We start from the raw sequence: 15,375 nt of genomic DNA, 5'->3' as shown, positions 1-15,375 counted from the left end.
CTTTAGATTTCAAAAAGCCTCTTGTGCTAACACGCTTCTTCATCTCTTTTTATTGCTTGATGAGCTTCCCTTTTTCCCAAATGCCTCGATCCAGATCATTGGCAATCTGCTTAAACTTATCATCTGGCAGATTGTATAATAAACCAATAATGATCGCCGCTAAGAAGAGGGCGATGGCCGGATAAAGGGTCATCGTACTTTTTATACCAAGTAAAGTCCCCGCTGATTGATGGGCATTCGCGACATAACCGGTCATGGCTAGAACACCTGCAGAAACTAATGCGGCAATTGACTGGGCAACTTTTCGGGAGAAGTTAAAGGCAGCATAGGTAATGCCTTCCTTACGCACACCCGTATGCCAATGACCAAAGTCAATGGAATCCGAAACAAACGCCCAGGTGACACCATTTGGAATGGCTAGCGCGACATAACCGATTGTGACTAAGACAATAAACGAATAAATATTAGTAGGAATGACAAAGTTCAAACCATCAGCAATAACCGCAAGCAGCAAACCGCCCATTGCCGTTTTCTTCTTACCAAAACGGCGTACTAAGAATGGGATAAGCGTAATCCCTACAACGGAACATCCCATCTGAATGAAGTTAATGATCGGCTGCAAGCCAAGGTTGCCAAGATTATACTTACAAAAATAAATCATCATCGCATTATTTGTGTTCATAGCTGAAATGGTAAACAAGGTCATAAAAATGATGCTCCACAAAGGCCGGTTCGTGAACACAACCCGGAAGTAATCTTTCGCTGTCTGACGTTCTTTACCTTGAGCGACTTCTGCTTTAATATGCTCTTTCGTATTTTTATAACAAATAAAGAAGCCGCACACACCAATAAAAGCCATGATGGCGGCTGTTGCCGGGTAGCCTATTTTTGTGTTAGGAAAAAGCATCAAAATGGGAACAAAAGCAACCCCTGTCACCAATTGGGCTCCAATCGAACCGGCTTGACGCGTTGAAGCCATGAATGAGCGCTCACTCACATTTCGCGTCATAACAGACGCTAAAGATCCATAAGGCACATTGGTGAATGAATAGAACACACCCCATATCATATAAGTCCCTGCTGCCCATATAATTTTTCCTGTTATTGAAAAATTTGGCATCGTGAAGGTAATAACGGTCATAATGGCAAGCAAGATTGACGAAACCATCATAACCGGCCTGAACTTCCCGCGTTTTCCCACCTTCCTTGAATCAATAATGGAGCCTGCCAACGGATCCATGAATGCATCAAAGATCTTAGTCAATGAAAAAATCGCCGCCACTGCACCTGCCCCAATACCTGCAACGTCCGTAAAAAAGTTCGTTAAATAAGACTGACCTAAATCGAACATGAATCCGTTTCCAAAATCACCAAAACCATATAAAGCTTTCTCTTTTTTGGGGATCTCCGGAGTCGTTTGCTCTATTTCTTTTGATTGACGTGATACACCTTGAGTCATATTTAATCACCTCTTATGATTGTTCTCAGGCATGTTGATCAGCATGATTGCAATTAGTGTGAGTGTGCTTTTTTACGAAATAGTTGTATAGCGTCCGTGTTCCTGACAGCCTTTTATAAAGCTAGCAAATCAAAGGCTTGAAATAACGGTTTTTTCTTGATAGAATTTTGTCGGAATATTTTTTTGAAGGCCCCTCGCTCATGCTGTTTCAACGCCAATTAAAAACAGCATGAGCAGCGGACCTCTTTTTTTTAGAGATCGAATCCAAAGTAGTCTTTTGCGTTATTATAGGAGATGCCTTGAACAATTTTTCCTAAGAACTCAAGATCATTAGGAACTTCTCCATTTTCAGCCCACTCGCCAATAATAGAACAAACGAGTCTTCTGAAATATTCATGTCTTGTGTAAGAGAGAAAGCTTCGCGAATCGGTCAGCATCCCAATAAATCTTGAGAAAAGCCCTGCATTTGACAACGCCTTCATTTGGTCAATCATGCCGTCTTTATTGTCATTGAACCACCAAGCTGTACCAAATTGGATTTTCCCAGGGATTCCGCCACCTTGAAAACTGCCGATCATGGCCGCGATGATATAATTATCGTTTGGATTGAGCGAATAAATGATGGTTTTTGGAAGGCTGTTTTCTTTTTCTAAAAGGTTTAACAAATTAGCTAATGGTCTTGCGATTTCTTCATCGTTCATCGAATCAAACCCAGTATCTGGTCCCAGCTGTTCGAGCATTCTGGAATTGGTATTTCGAAGTGCGTTTATATGGAATTGCATGGCCCAGCCTAATTCAGAATAAAGTTCACCTAAAAACTTCAAGGTGTATGTTTTATATTTTTTCTCGTCTTCGAGTGCTACTTTTTCTCCGCTTAATGCGCTGGCGAAAGCTTGTGACGCTTCCTCTTTTGTCGTTTCCGCATACATCATTCGGTCAATGGCATGGTCGGAAACTCTTCCGCCAATAGAATGAAAGAATCTCACTCTTGACTCGAGCGCGTTCAAGAAATCATCATACGTTTCAATATGTAGCTCTGCTGCCTGCTCTAACAGTTGAACCCAGTTTTGGAAGCCGTCTCGATTAATTTCTAATCCTTTATCAGGTCGGAAACTTGGCAGAACTTGAACGTCAAAATCTTGGTCTTCTTTTAACTTGATATGATATTCAAGACTATCTGCCGGATCATCGGTTGTACAAACCACTTTTACATTGGATTTCGTGATAAAATCTCGTGCGCCAAACCCCTCACTGTTTAATTGAGCATTCACCTTTTCCCAGATCTCAGGTGCACTTTCCTCATTTAATAAATCATGAATACCGAAAAATCTCTGGAGTTCAAGATGTGCCCAATTGTATACCGGATTACCGATTGTCATCGGAACTGTTTTGGTCCAAGCCAAAAACTTGTCATAATCACTCGCATTTCCAGTAATGAATGCCTCATCAATTCCATTACTTCTCATCAACCGCCATTTGTAATGATCCCCATATAACCAAATTTCAGTAATCGTCTTAAAGGTTTTATTTTCATAGATTTCTTTGGGACTTAAGTGACAATGGTAATCAATGATTGGCATGTCGGCGGCATAATGATTAAATAATTTAACGGCCGTCTCGTTTTTCAGAAGAAAATGATCATCCATAAAACCACGCATACTTTCACCATCTCTCTAAAAAATAGGTATAGCAATAAAAAGTTTAACGTTAACATTAGTTATAACTAAAAATTGCAAATTTTTATTTCAGAAAAATGTTAACGTTAACATTTCCATGTGTTTATTCTAACTCCAATGAAAGCGTTTTTCAACTTGTTTTCTAAAAAAAAACAATAATCCCCCTAGTGTAAAAATGGAGGGGGGGATTATTTGTTCATATTTGACTGATTATCTTTTAGTTCAAAAGATAACAGTATTCCATAATTTAAAAGGTCCCTAAACCTTAAAGCGATTTAAGATTGATCTATTCCTGCACCCACCTTTGGCGTTTTATTCGTTTCGGAATCCGAATGAAACGCAAGAACCGTCCCCCCGTTTCATTCCCCCGTTTCATTCTAATATCAGAACATCTTTGGCTGGGATGGAGACTTTTCCAGATAGGGTCTTGCCTGATAGTAAGTCTTTTTTGCTTGTTTCGCCGAGGTCCAAGTCACTTTCTTTGTCATTATGGTTCAAGACGAATAAGTAGTCTTTGCCGTCTTTCGTTCGGATGGTTGCTTCGACGCCTGGATCTGAATGTAAAATGGATGAGACACCTTGCTGTTCGCTGATCTCTGTAACGAAATCGGTCAGAAAGGCTTGGTCGGGGCTTGAGGCAATGTACCACGCTTTACCTTTGCCAAAAGTATGTCGAGTGACGACTGGCATCCCTTTATAAAAATCATGGCCATAGGTTGCGATTACCTCTGCCCCTTCCGAATGAATGAGGTCAAACAAGAGGTTACAGGTATATTCACCCGCTAATCTCGTTGATTCATCGCTCACCACGATGGAATTCTTCTGATCCGGATGTAAGGCATCAATCTCTTCAGCCCAAATACCGAGAAGTTGGCGTAATTCACCTGGGTATCCTCCGAGTGTTACCAGATCATTCTCATTGACTAATCCACTGAAGAAGGTTGTGACAAACGTACCGCCGCCTGCGACAAAGTCTTCAAGCTTCTTAGCATAGCCTTGTTTCACCATGTACAAAACAGGTGCAACCACAATTTGATACTTGCTTAAGTCCTCATCGACACCAATCATATCGACTGGAATGTTCTGCTGATAAAAGGCATCATAATACTTATGGACTTCGTTCACATAATTCAATGCAACAGATGGTCCGCTCGATAAGTCAATCGCCCAGCGGTTTTCCCAATCATAAACGATCGCCACTTTTGCCTGAACACGTGAATCCAAAAGCTGATCGGATAATTGTCCTAACTCTCTGCCAAGCTCTGCCACTTCACGGAAAACCCGTGTATTTTCATGACCCGCGTGTTCAATGACCGCTCCATGATATTTTTCAGTCGCACCGCGAGACCGCCGTAATTGGAAAAATAGAATCGTATCTGCCCCATGCGCAACAGCCTGATAGCTCCATAATCGCATGACCCCAGGGCGTTTGAGTGAATTATAGGCCTGCCAATTTTGCTGACTAGGTGTTTGCTCCATCAACATAAATGGCTGTCCACTCTTCAATCCGCGCATTAGGTCATGAGTCATCGCCGTCATGCTAAACGGGGTATCTATTCTCGGATAATTATCCCACGAGACAACATCCATTTCTTTTGCCCATTTAAAGTAATCAAGCTGCGGGAAGAATCCCATTAGATTCGTTGTAATAGGGGTATCAGAAGTAAACTTACGAATCGCATCACGTTCAAGTTTATAGCACTCCAACAAACTGTCGGATTGGAAACGTCGATAGTCTAGTGATATCCCTTGAAAATTTGTGTTGCGCCCTCCTTCCCACTCTTCACTGAGACTATTAGGAGGAACGATTTCATCCCACTCATAAAACGTATGTCCCCAGAAGCTCGTATTCCATGCTTCATTAACCGCCTCTAAAGTTTGGTAACGATTTTGCAGCCAATTCCTAAATTCTTTAGCACAGTTATCACAATAGCAGTAACCGCCATATTCATTGGAAACATGCCATATCAGGACAGCTGGATGATTTTGGTAGCGTTCCGCGAGTTTCCCTGCGAGTTTTTCGGCATATTTTCGGTATGTAGGGCTATTCGGACAGGAATTATGTCTGCCGCCAAAAAGGCGCTTACGACCATCAAAATCGACACGCGTGATATCCGGGTATTTTTTGGCCATCCAAGCCGGATGAGCCCCCGTACTCGTTGCCAGACATGTATAGATGCCTTTTTCATATAGCCTGTTAATTTGTTCATCTAACCAATCCAAATTATAGGTTTCTTCATCCGGCTGATTTTTGGCCCATGAGAACACATTTAATGTCGCCACATCAATCCCAGCCAGTTTAAAAAGGCGAACATCTTCATCCCAAATATCTGGTCCCCATTGCTCGGGATTATAATCTCCACCGTACCAAATTTTTGGAAGTTTATCGTTAATCATGTTATCCCCCCATGTGATATAATATATAATCATTGTATCCGTTTTCAAAATCCTTTTAAATATAATAAAATTGTCATTCTATATAATAATTTGGCCTATTCAGGAGCTGAAAGGGATGAAAGAAAAAAGAATCATTTTAACACCTGTTCAGAGTAAATCCCTGCCTCTATTTATTGAAACAATCGGTTATAATCCTGATCAAGAAAAGATTGATCGGCAAGGCGGATACCCTCATTATCACTGGCTTCAAACCGTACGCGGTGCCGGTCAATTTACCATTAATGGACAAACCTATACGATACCTGAAAATAGCGGGATTCTGCTGCGTCCTCATACACCTCATTCCTATGAGGCCGGAACAGACAATTGGGAAACCATCTATGTCACTTTTAACGGGAGTATTATCGGCGAATTGCTCGCCCATATCGGAGTGAAGTTAGATACTCTATTTCAATGGGAAGCGAACACACCCATTAATCAACCTATTTTCAACTACATTAATCAGACCGATCAGCAAATGGATCTGTTCGGTTTCCAAGCTTCAACAACGGTTTACCAGCTTTTACTTATGATCAATCATTACGCCCGCTCCGAAAAACAGCCGGTCATATCGGGGAATTTGGACAAATTGCGGCCCCTAATCGACTGGATGAATCAACAAGTCGGAAATCCTGAAGTTGGATTGTATGAATTGGCAGACTATCTTGATTTATCTCCAAGAAGACTGAATGTATTATTCCAAGAAACCTTTTCTATTTCCCCCTACTCCTATTTTATTGATCTGAGACTACGAACCGCTAAACGACTGTTAGCAGATTCTAAGAACATGACGGTAAAAGAAATAGCTCACTCGGTTGGGTTTCGCTCACCCAGCCACTTTGTCGCAACATTTAAGAAGCGATTCGGTATACCGCCAGAGCAATTCAGAAAGCTTCATTGAACTTGAAGAAGCACGAGCTCCAACACACAAAAACGTGGCGTGAATCGAGCCTCCTGTGTGGGATGGGGGCTCCAACACACAAAAATAAGACATGAGTGGGGCCAAAAGTGTGGGATGGGGGCTCCATCACACAAAAACAAGGCAGGAGTGGAGCCGCCTGTGTGGGATGGGGGCTCCATCACACAAAAACAAGGCGGGAGTGGAGCCAAAAGTGTGGGATGAAGGCTCCATCACACAAAAACGAGGCGTGAATCGAGCCTCCTGTGTGGGATGAAGGCTCCATCACACAAAAATAAGGCGGGAGTCGAGCCAAAAGTGTGGGATGAAGGCTCCATCACACAAAAATAAGGCGTGAGTGGAGCCAAATGTGTGGGATGGGGGCTCCATCACACAAAACCGAGGCATGAATCGAGCCTCCTGTGTGGGATGAGGGCTCCATCACACAAAAATAAGGCATGAGTGGGGCCAAAAGTGTGGGATGAGGGCTCCATCACACAAAAATAAGGCGTGAGTCGAGCCAAAAGTGTGGGATGGGGGCTCCAACACACAAAAATAAGGCGGGAGTCGAGCCAAAAGTGTGGGATGGGGGCTCCAACACACAAAAATAAGGCGTGAGTCGAGCCTCCTGTGTGGGATGGGGGCTCCATCACACAAAACCGAGGCATGAATCGAGCCTCCTGTGTGGGATGAGGGCTCCATCACACAAAAATAAGGCATGAGTGGGGCCAAAAGTGTGGGATGAGGGCTCCATCACACAAAAATAAGGCGTGAGTCGAGCCAAAAGTGTGGGATGGGGGCTCCAACACACAAAAATAAGGCGTGAGTGGAACCAAAAGTGTGGGATGGGGGCTCCAACACACAAAAATAAGGCATGAGTGGAGCCAAAAGTGTGGGATGAAGGCTCCATCACACAAAAATAAGGCATGAGTGGACCCAAAAGTGTGGGATGAAGGACCACCAATTTCTGCGAGTTGGGAGGCAAAATGGTGGGTAACACACACTTGCCAAAAAAAACATTCAATTATCAATTTATTTACATATTTTATTGATCTCGTGAAATACTATCCTTACAGCAAGAAATAACATAACTTTAGGAGGAATTCACATGGCTAACAATTCTAACAACATTCTTGTTCAAGGAGCAGAAGACGCTATTAATCAAATGAAGTTAGAAATTGCTCAAGAGTTTGGTGTACAGCTTGGTGCTGACACAACTTCAAGAGCAAACGGTTCAGTCGGTGGAGAGATTACAAAGCGGTTAGTGGCAATGGCTCAACAACGTATGGGCGGTACCTCCTTTTAATACTTATTTTCATTTTTTTAATAGTGGTGAAAAAGGTTCACTCTACTCTCTTTTTCACCTAAATGAAGCAAGCTCTCTTTCTATAGTAGAAAGAGAGCTTTTTTAGACGTTATTTAATTAAACCCGATTGTTTCAAAAACTGTCTGGCTACGTCTTTTGGATCTTTCTTTTGCAGATCAACTTCTGCATTAAGCTTTTGCATTTCAGTATTGTCAATTTTACCTGCAAGACTGTTAAGAACGGTTTTCAGCTCAGGGTGTTTCTGAAGAACTTCTTTGCGGATGACTGGGGCCGCATAGTAAGGTGGGAAGTAGTTCTTATCATCTTTCAAAACTTGTAAATTAAAGGCTGGGATTCGCCCATCCGTAGAGTAGGCATCAATCACATCGACATTTCCGTTCTTCAAGGCACTGTACATAATGCCCGCATCCATCGATTTTGATTTTCCAAACTTAAGATTATAAGCCTTTTCAAGACCAGGATAGCCGTCTGGCCGTTCAAGGAATTCTGGTTCAGAGCCTAACGTTAACTGAGATTCTATATTTTTAAGATCGCTAAACGTCTTAAGATTATATTTTTTAGCAAAGCTTTTTCTAACTGTTAGAGTATACGTATTATTGAATCCAATAGGTTTTAACCACTCTAAGTTATATTTTTGGTCAAATTCTTTTTTGACTTGCTCATAGACTTTATCTGGATCATTGGTTTTAGGCGTTTCTTTTAAAATTTCCATTTCCCCTGTTCCCGTGTATTCACAATAGAGATCGTATTGTCCCTTTTTCATTCCATTGATTACAGGGGCGGTGCCACCAAGATACGAATCATACTTAACATTCAGATTCGTTTTATCTTTAATTAATTCACCCATGATATAGACCATGATTTCTTGTTCCGTGAAGTTTTTACCTGTAATCGTAATGGTATCTTGTTTCCCGAAAGCTAACGCGCTGCCGATGTTTTGTACAACGGAGGATCCGACCAATCCTAATACAATGATGCCAATGACGACCCAACGGAAAATAACGACGCCTTTTTTCGCTTTTTTTACGTCTTTATTAAGGCCTCGTGGGGTAACATCAATTTCCAGGCGCTTTAAAATCAGATCAAATAGAATGGCTAGGAGAGCTGCTGGAATGGCCCCAGCAAGTATAAGGCCGGTATTGTAGGTTTGCAGACCGCGGTAAATGAGATCACCAAGCCCGCCTGCTCCAATCAAGCCAGCAATGGTAGCTACACCAATTATGAGAACGGAGGCTGTTCTTACACCGCCCATTACGACATTTAATGCAAGTGGGAGTTCAATCTTCCACAACACTTGTTTACTTGTCATTCCCATTCCGATTCCCGCTTCTATCAAGGAATCATCAACGCTTAGGATGCCTAAATAAGTGTTACGCAAGATTGGTAAGAGACCATAGATTGTCAAGGCAATGATTGCCGGCAATTTACCTGTTCCTATAAAAGGGACTAAAAAAACGAGTAAGGCTAAGCTTGGGATGGTTTGAAAAATGGACGTAATCCCAATCACCGCATCTGATACTTTCCGATGCCTTGTTAACCAAATTCCAAGCGGGACTGATATGATAATCGCGATCACAATGGAGATTAAAGATAGATAAAGATGTTCTAATGTGAGACTCCAAATATCAGGCCATCTGTTTAGAAAAGCATTTAATAGATTGATTGTCCTTCACCTCTTTTTTTAATTAAATAGTTGTCCGACGATATGTTCGACAAGACTTGCTCTGTTAACAATTCCCCGAAGCTTTCCTGATTCGTCTACCACTGTTACAAAGCCTTGACGAGATTGATTCACCATTTCAAAAGCTTCTTCCACATCGCTATCCAATTGCAAGGTTGGAACATCTGTTTTCATGATATCTTTTAGGGTAAGTTTTTCATTTTGATAATGCTGCTGGACATCCCAGATAGACGCTATTCCCTTAAACTGATCCGTCTTATCCACAACCAGAAGACTGTCTACCCGCTTGTTCCTCATCATTTTTAACGCTTCTGCTAACCCGCGGCCTTCCAAAATAGAAACGGCTTTTACAATTAATTTTTTCAGCTGTGGAAGCGTCGGCATGCCGTTTTGCTGGAGGCGTTCCTCCCCAATAAACTCTCTAACGAAATCATTTTTCGGATGGCGAAGAATCGTTTCAGGCGTATCCAATTGAACGATCTCCCCTTTATTCATCAAGCAAATTCGATCGGCAATTTTGAGTGCCTCATCCATGTCATGAGTAACAAAAAGAATGGTTTTATTAATGGTTTGTTGCAGCCGTATCAGTTCATCTTGCAATTGTTCACGACTGATAGGATCGAGGGCACTAAAGGGTTCATCCATAAGGATAATAGGGGGTTCAGCGGCCATGGCGCGCACAACACCAACGCGTTGTTGTTGTCCTCCGCTTAATTCAGCAGGGTAACGATCTTTAAACACCGAGGGGTCAAGGCCGACTAGCTCTAACAGCTCATCTACCCTTTTTTTGTATTTCTCTTCCGGCCAATTTTTCAATTTCGGCACAATCGCAATGTTATCAGCAATCGTCATATGCGGAAGCAAGCCAATCTGTTGAATGACATAACCGATATCACGTCTTAATTCAACCGGATTTTGATCCATTATATTTCTTCCATTAATTAAAATGTTTCCATCGGATGGTTCAATTAACCGATTGACCATCTTCATGGTCGTCGTCTTACCACAGCCGCTCGGACCAATCAGAGTAACCAATTCCCCCTCGCTTATTTCTAAATTAATGTCTTTCAGGGCTTGAAACCCATCGTCATAAACCTTGTTCACTTGTTCAAATCGAATCAAACTCCCACCTCTTTTGTTTGTTATTTAAGAACCATTCGCAGGTTCTCAAGTAAGATCGGAATTATTCATTTACAGAACAATTCTTACTATTATTATATTAAATTATTAAAACTAATTCAAATCAATAAGGTAAACTTATTTCAAAATTATGTTGTAGCAGGAATGAATATGACTTCAGCGACACACTAAAAAAACATTGAAGTGAGGGCTGATCTCGTCCCTGCCAATCGCTCTATAAAGGAAACGATTGGACTTAACTCCTGCATTGACCGGCTCTATCAAACTAGTAATTTTTAAAAAAAGAAGTATATTTTAATAGCCATCCTCCCATACTAGTTTTATAGAAAAAAGGGAGGCGTTCTAACATGCAATTAAACAATCAAATGAAGACGATCAAACCGCTGTTAATTGGTCTGATCCTGCTGCTAACAAGCTTCGTTCTTATCATTTCTCATACAACTCATGTCGCCCATGCAAAGGCAGGCCAAAATGAGTCGACTGAAAAGACGAGCGCGAGCCAAGTTATCGTAACGGCTATGGCGCTGAATGTTCGAGAAGCAGGGGATCTGTCCAGTCCCATTATGACCGTCATTCACAAAGGCGATCGATTGACAGTCATTCAAACTAAAAATAATTGGGATGAAATCAAACTATCAAACAATCAAACTGGTTGGGTCTCCACTACGTACATCACCAAAGCAGCTCCTACTGAATCGATAGGAGCAACCGTCAAAGCCCCCGTCTTAAATGTGAGAGAAACGCCAGGTCTTACAAGTCAAGTGGTTGATCAATTAAATAATGAGACTAAAGTCACCATCCATGACGAACTTGATGGATGGGCTAAAATCGTGTCAGCCTCTGGCACCCAAGGCTGGGTAGACGAAATGTATCTTACAAAGGATGACAAAATAGCTTCAAACAAAGCCGAACAATCAAAGGTTTCGACCCATACTATAAGTAAAATCAGTACGTCTCAAGCTTCTGAGAACACCACAATTACAGCAAAAGGACAAGCAGCTGCCAAAACCATTAAGCAAGAGCCAACACAAAGCCAGAAGAGTCCTCTTTACGGGAAAACAATTGTCCTTGATCCCGGTCACGGCGGAAAAGATGATGGTACAACGAGTCCGATTTCCGGTACTCATGAGAAAACCTTGACACTGGCCACTGCGCTCGATGTCGCTCAAAAACTTAAAAGTGCCGGTGCCCATGTTATGATGACCCGAACTACTGACACGTTTATTCCATTAGAACAACGGGCTGCCCTTTCCAACCAAAATCATGCGGATGCCTTTATTAGCTTCCATTACAATGAAGCTAGCAATCGCTCCGCTAATGGGATCCTCGATTTTTACTATCAAAAAGCACGAGATAACCAATTGGCCTCGGATCTCCTAAAAGAGGTCACGAAATCAACAGGCTTACAAAACGATGGAACACGTTTTGATAATTTGGATGTGCTGCGAAACAATACTCAACCCTGTACGCTTATTGAGCTTGGTTTTCTATCAAATCAGCACGATGATTCAGTGGTGGAAAACGCGACTTATCGAGATCAAGTTGCCAAGGGCGTCTATCAAGGATTGCTTGACTATTTTTCAGTCGAATAATAGAAAGATCAAAGAGACGAATCTAGACATTCGTGTCTTTGATCTTCATTAAGTTGCTGTTTTTTTCGAAAAGCCTATCTCAAACACCGAACCGGAGCCTTTTCATTTTATAAGCCAGGAACCATGTAAGGTTGACTCGGGACCGGTATGCTTTTAATGGCATGAGCGATTAGGACCGGTTGATTGTTATCTCTAGGAACCCAGCTTGCGGTTGGTTCAATCTGTTCTAATACAGGTAATTCTTCTTCTTGAAGGATGCCTGACACTTGAACCCACGTATTACTGTTAATTTGAGCCGCATGTGGACTCTCGACCGCTACACCAATTGGAATCGCATCCGCTATACAACAAAAAATAAAGAATCTTGTCAATATAAATTGATTTTTAGAAAGACCGCTCGGATGATAGACAAATCCTATCATGTTAAATGATTTTCCGATAAAACGCTTTGGATTTTGATTGTATTTAAAAGCAATAGTGGCTTGTGTCGGCCCCTTCCTCTCTGTACTAATAAGCTGATTGCCCGAGGCAGATGTGGATTGAGAAACAGTAGAAAGGTTCGATCCCATCGAACTCGTCTGGTCACTGATCATATTCGTTCCTAAAGAAGAAGGATGCCAAGTAACCGCTAGAACAATAAAGAGAAGCATCAAGCCAATCGTTAGTCGATACCAAAAGGACTTATGGTCCAAATGGTGATGCCCCTCTCCTTCTTCGTGTTCGTGCGGGTTCACAATTTCATGAGTGCATGCAATTGTTTTCAATTTTAAAAGACTTGAAACCAGTGTCATTATGCTTATTACACTAAGTGGAATGACAGCCATACCAATAACGGTTGTCATAATTGGCGAAACAAGAAAATGAATGGCACCCGATCGTTCTAAATGAATGAGAAAAATCGAAATCGCAGTTAAAATGAATCCTCTAAGGAGCTTCGATGAATCAATGGAGAACTGCATAGTCATCTCCTTTTCAACCTATAGAAATAATCCGATTAAAAAACATAAACATAAAACTCTCCCAATTAGTTTAATGGACACCTGTTTACCAAATGTCTTAGGTAGCAGGAATATATTTCTGACGTCCACCATTTGTCCAACTACCATGAAAGCTAAGATCGGACCATTTGAAAAAGCCATTGGCGCAAGGGTTCGGGCAACAAACGCATCGGCTGTCGAGCATAAGGAAAAGAGGATCGCTAAAGCCATCATCGTTAAGACGCCAAATACCCCATGCTGTGGTAAAAGATTAGCGACATATTGAGTATGGTAAACTTCATAGATGGAAGCCATCCCTGCACTCATAATCAAGTACCCATAAATCCCAAATAACTCTTCAACTGTATGGTCAATAATGGATGAAAATGGATGACCCCCATTCTTTTTCTGCTTCTTACCAGCGGCTGAAGCTGTTGATTCGCTCCTCACTTGAACCAACTGCTGATAAGGAAGTGTGGCCTCTTCACCCCATCCGCTTGCAAGTATCCCTATCAAAACCGCCACACTAAACGTGCACAAAACTCTTAATAACATCATCTTCCAATTGAATCCAAAGGCGACATAGGTTGCAAGCATCGTAATAGGATTGATAACAGGAGCAGCGAGCACAAAAGAAATCACGGCAGGAAGCGGTACCCCTTTTTTCAATAGACTTCTTGAAATGGGAATAGTCCCGCAATCACAAACTGGCAAAATAAATCCTATTAAAGCCCCCACTAGGACTGAACCTATGTTTCGCGTAGGAAACAGCCTAGCCAATCGCTCTTCACTTATATAAATATGGATCAACGAAGAGAGAATGGCCCCAATTAAAATAAATGGAAGGGATTCAACCAATATAGCCAAAAAGATGGTATGAACCGGTTGTAAGAATGAGTCGCTCCCCTTAGAACTACCGAATAAAGAAGAGGCTCGAAAAAATAAGACTCCTAAAACAACACTAATTGCTAATGGAATAGCAAGGCGGCGTTTGTTTGTAAGATTGATCACGTTATTTGTTTCCCTTTCTGTATTCCATTTATTACTTGAAATGGCTTTAAACCAAACCATTACATGTTTAATCGTGGGGGGCATGGCAATCAAAAGAGTCCTCTACATTGAAAGAGATCAAAGGCGTTCATTTATGTAATGGATAAAAGAACGGCTCTTACATTCGATTTATTGTTCGCCTAAAGCCTTGGCCACTTGGTCTAATTGGTCATCCATCCATTCCAAATAATCTTTACCCTTTGGTTCCGTCTCGGTCACTTTGACAACTGGAACCCCAGAAGATTTCGCCAGCTTGACGAGATTATCAACAGTCGGGCCCGTGTTTTGAATATTGTAAACAAACATATTTATCTTTTTGTCCTTAATATCACTTTGCAGTTTTGCGACATCAGCAGCTGAAGGATCGGTCCCTTCATCAATAGCTAAAGCAAACTTCTCATCATTAACACGAAGGTTTAGCGCCTTGGCCATGTAATCAAAAACAGGCTCTGATACGTCAATCATCTCTCCGGATGGCTGGTGCAGTTTTTGAACTTTTTCTTGTAACGGTGCTAAAGAATCAATAAACGCCTGTGCATTTTTATGATACGTTTGTTTATTGCTCGGATCTACTTTGGATAAATCAGCTGCCAGTTTCTTCGCGAGTTTCGGCATCGTTTCAGGATTATACCAAACATGCTCGTTATCCCCTTCTTGTTTATCCAACACATCATCTGCTACTTTCGTAATCAATTTTGATTTTGACGAAGAGTCCGCGCTAATGAGTTTATCCATCCATTCGTCATAACCGACCCCATCATAGACAATTAGCTGAGCCTGACTAACACGCCTTGCTACCTCAGGTGTTGGTTCGTAGTCATGTGGATCGGTGTTTGGATTATCTATAATGCTTGTCACTTCTACCCGATCTCCGCCAACGGCTTTTGCCACTTCCCCATAAAAGTCCTCAGCCGCAACAATCTTAATTTTACTGGCGGATGAAGGGGATGCAGCCACTGAATCGGTTGAACTTGATGATTGCGAGTTAGAAGTCCCACAAGCACTTAAGAGTAGGATTGAAGATAAAGCGGCAACCCCGGTTATTAGCTGTAATGTTTTCCACGTTTTATTTTTAATCATCGTTCGTTTCTCCTCATCATTTGTCTAAGTATAGTTAACTAAAAATCTATTCTTTTCTT

At 41.7% G+C, this 15,375-nt stretch carries 11 protein-coding genes; 3 read left to right on the top strand and 8 right to left on the bottom strand.

Translation table 11 applies throughout. From position 1 onward, the window contains the following. Positions 1-49 precede the first annotated feature (49 nt). The 3 genes from PU629_RS04755 to PU629_RS04745 all read right to left on the bottom strand — a co-directional run bounded on the left by PU629_RS04755 (position 50) and on the right by PU629_RS04745 (position 5,532). The gene (locus PU629_RS04755; RefSeq protein ID WP_275283131.1) at positions 50-1,459 is read right to left on the bottom strand and encodes a glycoside-pentoside-hexuronide (GPH):cation symporter; all 1,410 of its coding nucleotides are present in this window, start codon (positions 1,457-1,459) and stop codon (positions 50-52) included. A 251-nt stretch (positions 1,460-1,710) separates the two neighbouring features. Further along, entirely contained in the window at positions 1,711-3,105 is a 1,395-nt protein-coding gene (uxaC, locus tag PU629_RS04750) for a glucuronate isomerase (protein WP_481900501.1), read from the bottom strand. Between the two features lie 402 nt (positions 3,106-3,507). Next, positions 3,508-5,532 (bottom strand): beta-galactosidase, encoded by a 2,025-nt coding sequence (locus PU629_RS04745; RefSeq protein WP_275283129.1) that lies wholly within the window; start codon positions 5,530-5,532, stop codon positions 3,508-3,510. Positions 5,533-5,647: 115 nt separating this feature from the next. Between PU629_RS04745 and PU629_RS04740 the strand changes: the two genes are divergently transcribed. Continuing rightward, positions 5,648-6,472: an AraC family transcriptional regulator gene (locus PU629_RS04740; protein WP_275283128.1), complete on the top strand. Its 825-nt coding sequence runs from the start codon at positions 5,648-5,650 to the stop codon at positions 6,470-6,472. A gap of 1,105 nt (positions 6,473-7,577) precedes the next feature. Next, the gene (locus tag PU629_RS04735) at positions 7,578-7,775 is read left to right on the top strand and encodes an alpha/beta-type small acid-soluble spore protein (RefSeq protein ID WP_275283127.1); all 198 of its coding nucleotides are present in this window, start codon (positions 7,578-7,580) and stop codon (positions 7,773-7,775) included. Between the two features lie 109 nt (positions 7,776-7,884). Here the strand turns inward: PU629_RS04735 and PU629_RS04730 are convergent, their stop codons facing one another. Continuing rightward, the gene (locus PU629_RS04730) at positions 7,885-9,375 is read right to left on the bottom strand and encodes a glycine betaine ABC transporter substrate-binding protein (protein WP_481900500.1); all 1,491 of its coding nucleotides are present in this window, start codon (positions 9,373-9,375) and stop codon (positions 7,885-7,887) included. Positions 9,376-9,477: 102 nt separating this feature from the next. Further along, positions 9,478-10,599, bottom strand: coding sequence for an ABC transporter ATP-binding protein (locus tag PU629_RS04725; protein WP_275283125.1), 1,122 nt, complete (start codon positions 10,597-10,599; stop codon positions 9,478-9,480). Between the two features lie 365 nt (positions 10,600-10,964). On the opposite strand from PU629_RS04725, the gene PU629_RS04720 reads away from it, so the two are divergent. Beyond that, positions 10,965-12,209 carry an N-acetylmuramoyl-L-alanine amidase gene (locus tag PU629_RS04720; protein WP_275283124.1) on the top strand — a complete coding sequence of 415 codons (1,245 nt, stop codon included), beginning with the start codon at positions 10,965-10,967 and terminating at the stop codon, positions 12,207-12,209. A 107-nt stretch (positions 12,210-12,316) separates the two neighbouring features. Here the strand turns inward: PU629_RS04720 and PU629_RS04715 are convergent, their stop codons facing one another. The 3 genes from PU629_RS04715 to PU629_RS04705 all read right to left on the bottom strand — a co-directional run bounded on the left by PU629_RS04715 (position 12,317) and on the right by PU629_RS04705 (position 15,316). Then, a complete protein-coding gene (locus PU629_RS04715) occupies positions 12,317-13,168 on the bottom strand; it encodes a TIGR03943 family putative permease subunit (RefSeq protein ID WP_275283123.1) in 852 nt (283 codons plus the stop codon). An 18-nt stretch (positions 13,169-13,186) separates the two neighbouring features. After that, the gene (locus PU629_RS04710; RefSeq protein ID WP_275284357.1) at positions 13,187-14,281 is read right to left on the bottom strand and encodes a permease; all 1,095 of its coding nucleotides are present in this window, start codon (positions 14,279-14,281) and stop codon (positions 13,187-13,189) included. Positions 14,282-14,365: 84 nt separating this feature from the next. Further along, a complete protein-coding gene (locus PU629_RS04705; protein ID WP_275283122.1) occupies positions 14,366-15,316 on the bottom strand; it encodes a metal ABC transporter solute-binding protein, Zn/Mn family in 951 nt (316 codons plus the stop codon). Positions 15,317-15,375: the final 59 nt, after the last annotated feature.

Origin of the sequence: Pullulanibacillus sp. KACC 23026 (genome assembly GCF_029094525.1) — a bacterium.
Classification (GTDB): domain Bacteria; phylum Bacillota; class Bacilli; order Bacillales; family Sporolactobacillaceae; genus KACC-23026.
The sequence above is the reverse complement of the archived record's forward strand: the minus strand, read 5'-3'. Positions and strand labels throughout refer to the sequence as shown.

What these genes read in the sequence shown, in the direction of transcription:
- PU629_RS04710 (WP_275284357.1), bottom strand. Translation starts at nt 14,281, where the DNA reads ATGCCCCCCACGATTAAACATGTAATGGTTTGGTTTAAAGCCATTTCA.
- PU629_RS04720 (WP_275283124.1), top strand. Translation starts at nt 10,965, where the DNA reads ATGCAATTAAACAATCAAATGAAGACGATCAAACCGCTGTTAATTGGT.
- PU629_RS04735 (WP_275283127.1), top strand. Translation starts at nt 7,578, where the DNA reads ATGGCTAACAATTCTAACAACATTCTTGTTCAAGGAGCAGAAGACGCT.
- PU629_RS04715 (WP_275283123.1), bottom strand. Translation starts at nt 13,168, where the DNA reads ATGCAGTTCTCCATTGATTCATCGAAGCTCCTTAGAGGATTCATTTTA.
- PU629_RS04740 (WP_275283128.1), top strand. Translation starts at nt 5,648, where the DNA reads ATGAAAGAAAAAAGAATCATTTTAACACCTGTTCAGAGTAAATCCCTG.
- PU629_RS04745 (WP_275283129.1), bottom strand. Translation starts at nt 5,532, where the DNA reads ATGATTAACGATAAACTTCCAAAAATTTGGTACGGTGGAGATTATAAT.
- PU629_RS04705 (WP_275283122.1), bottom strand. Translation starts at nt 15,316, where the DNA reads ATGATTAAAAATAAAACGTGGAAAACATTACAGCTAATAACCGGGGTT.
- uxaC (WP_481900501.1), bottom strand. Translation starts at nt 3,105, where the DNA reads ATGGATGATCATTTTCTTCTGAAAAACGAGACGGCCGTTAAATTATTT.
- PU629_RS04755 (WP_275283131.1), bottom strand. Translation starts at nt 1,459, where the DNA reads ATGACTCAAGGTGTATCACGTCAATCAAAAGAAATAGAGCAAACGACT.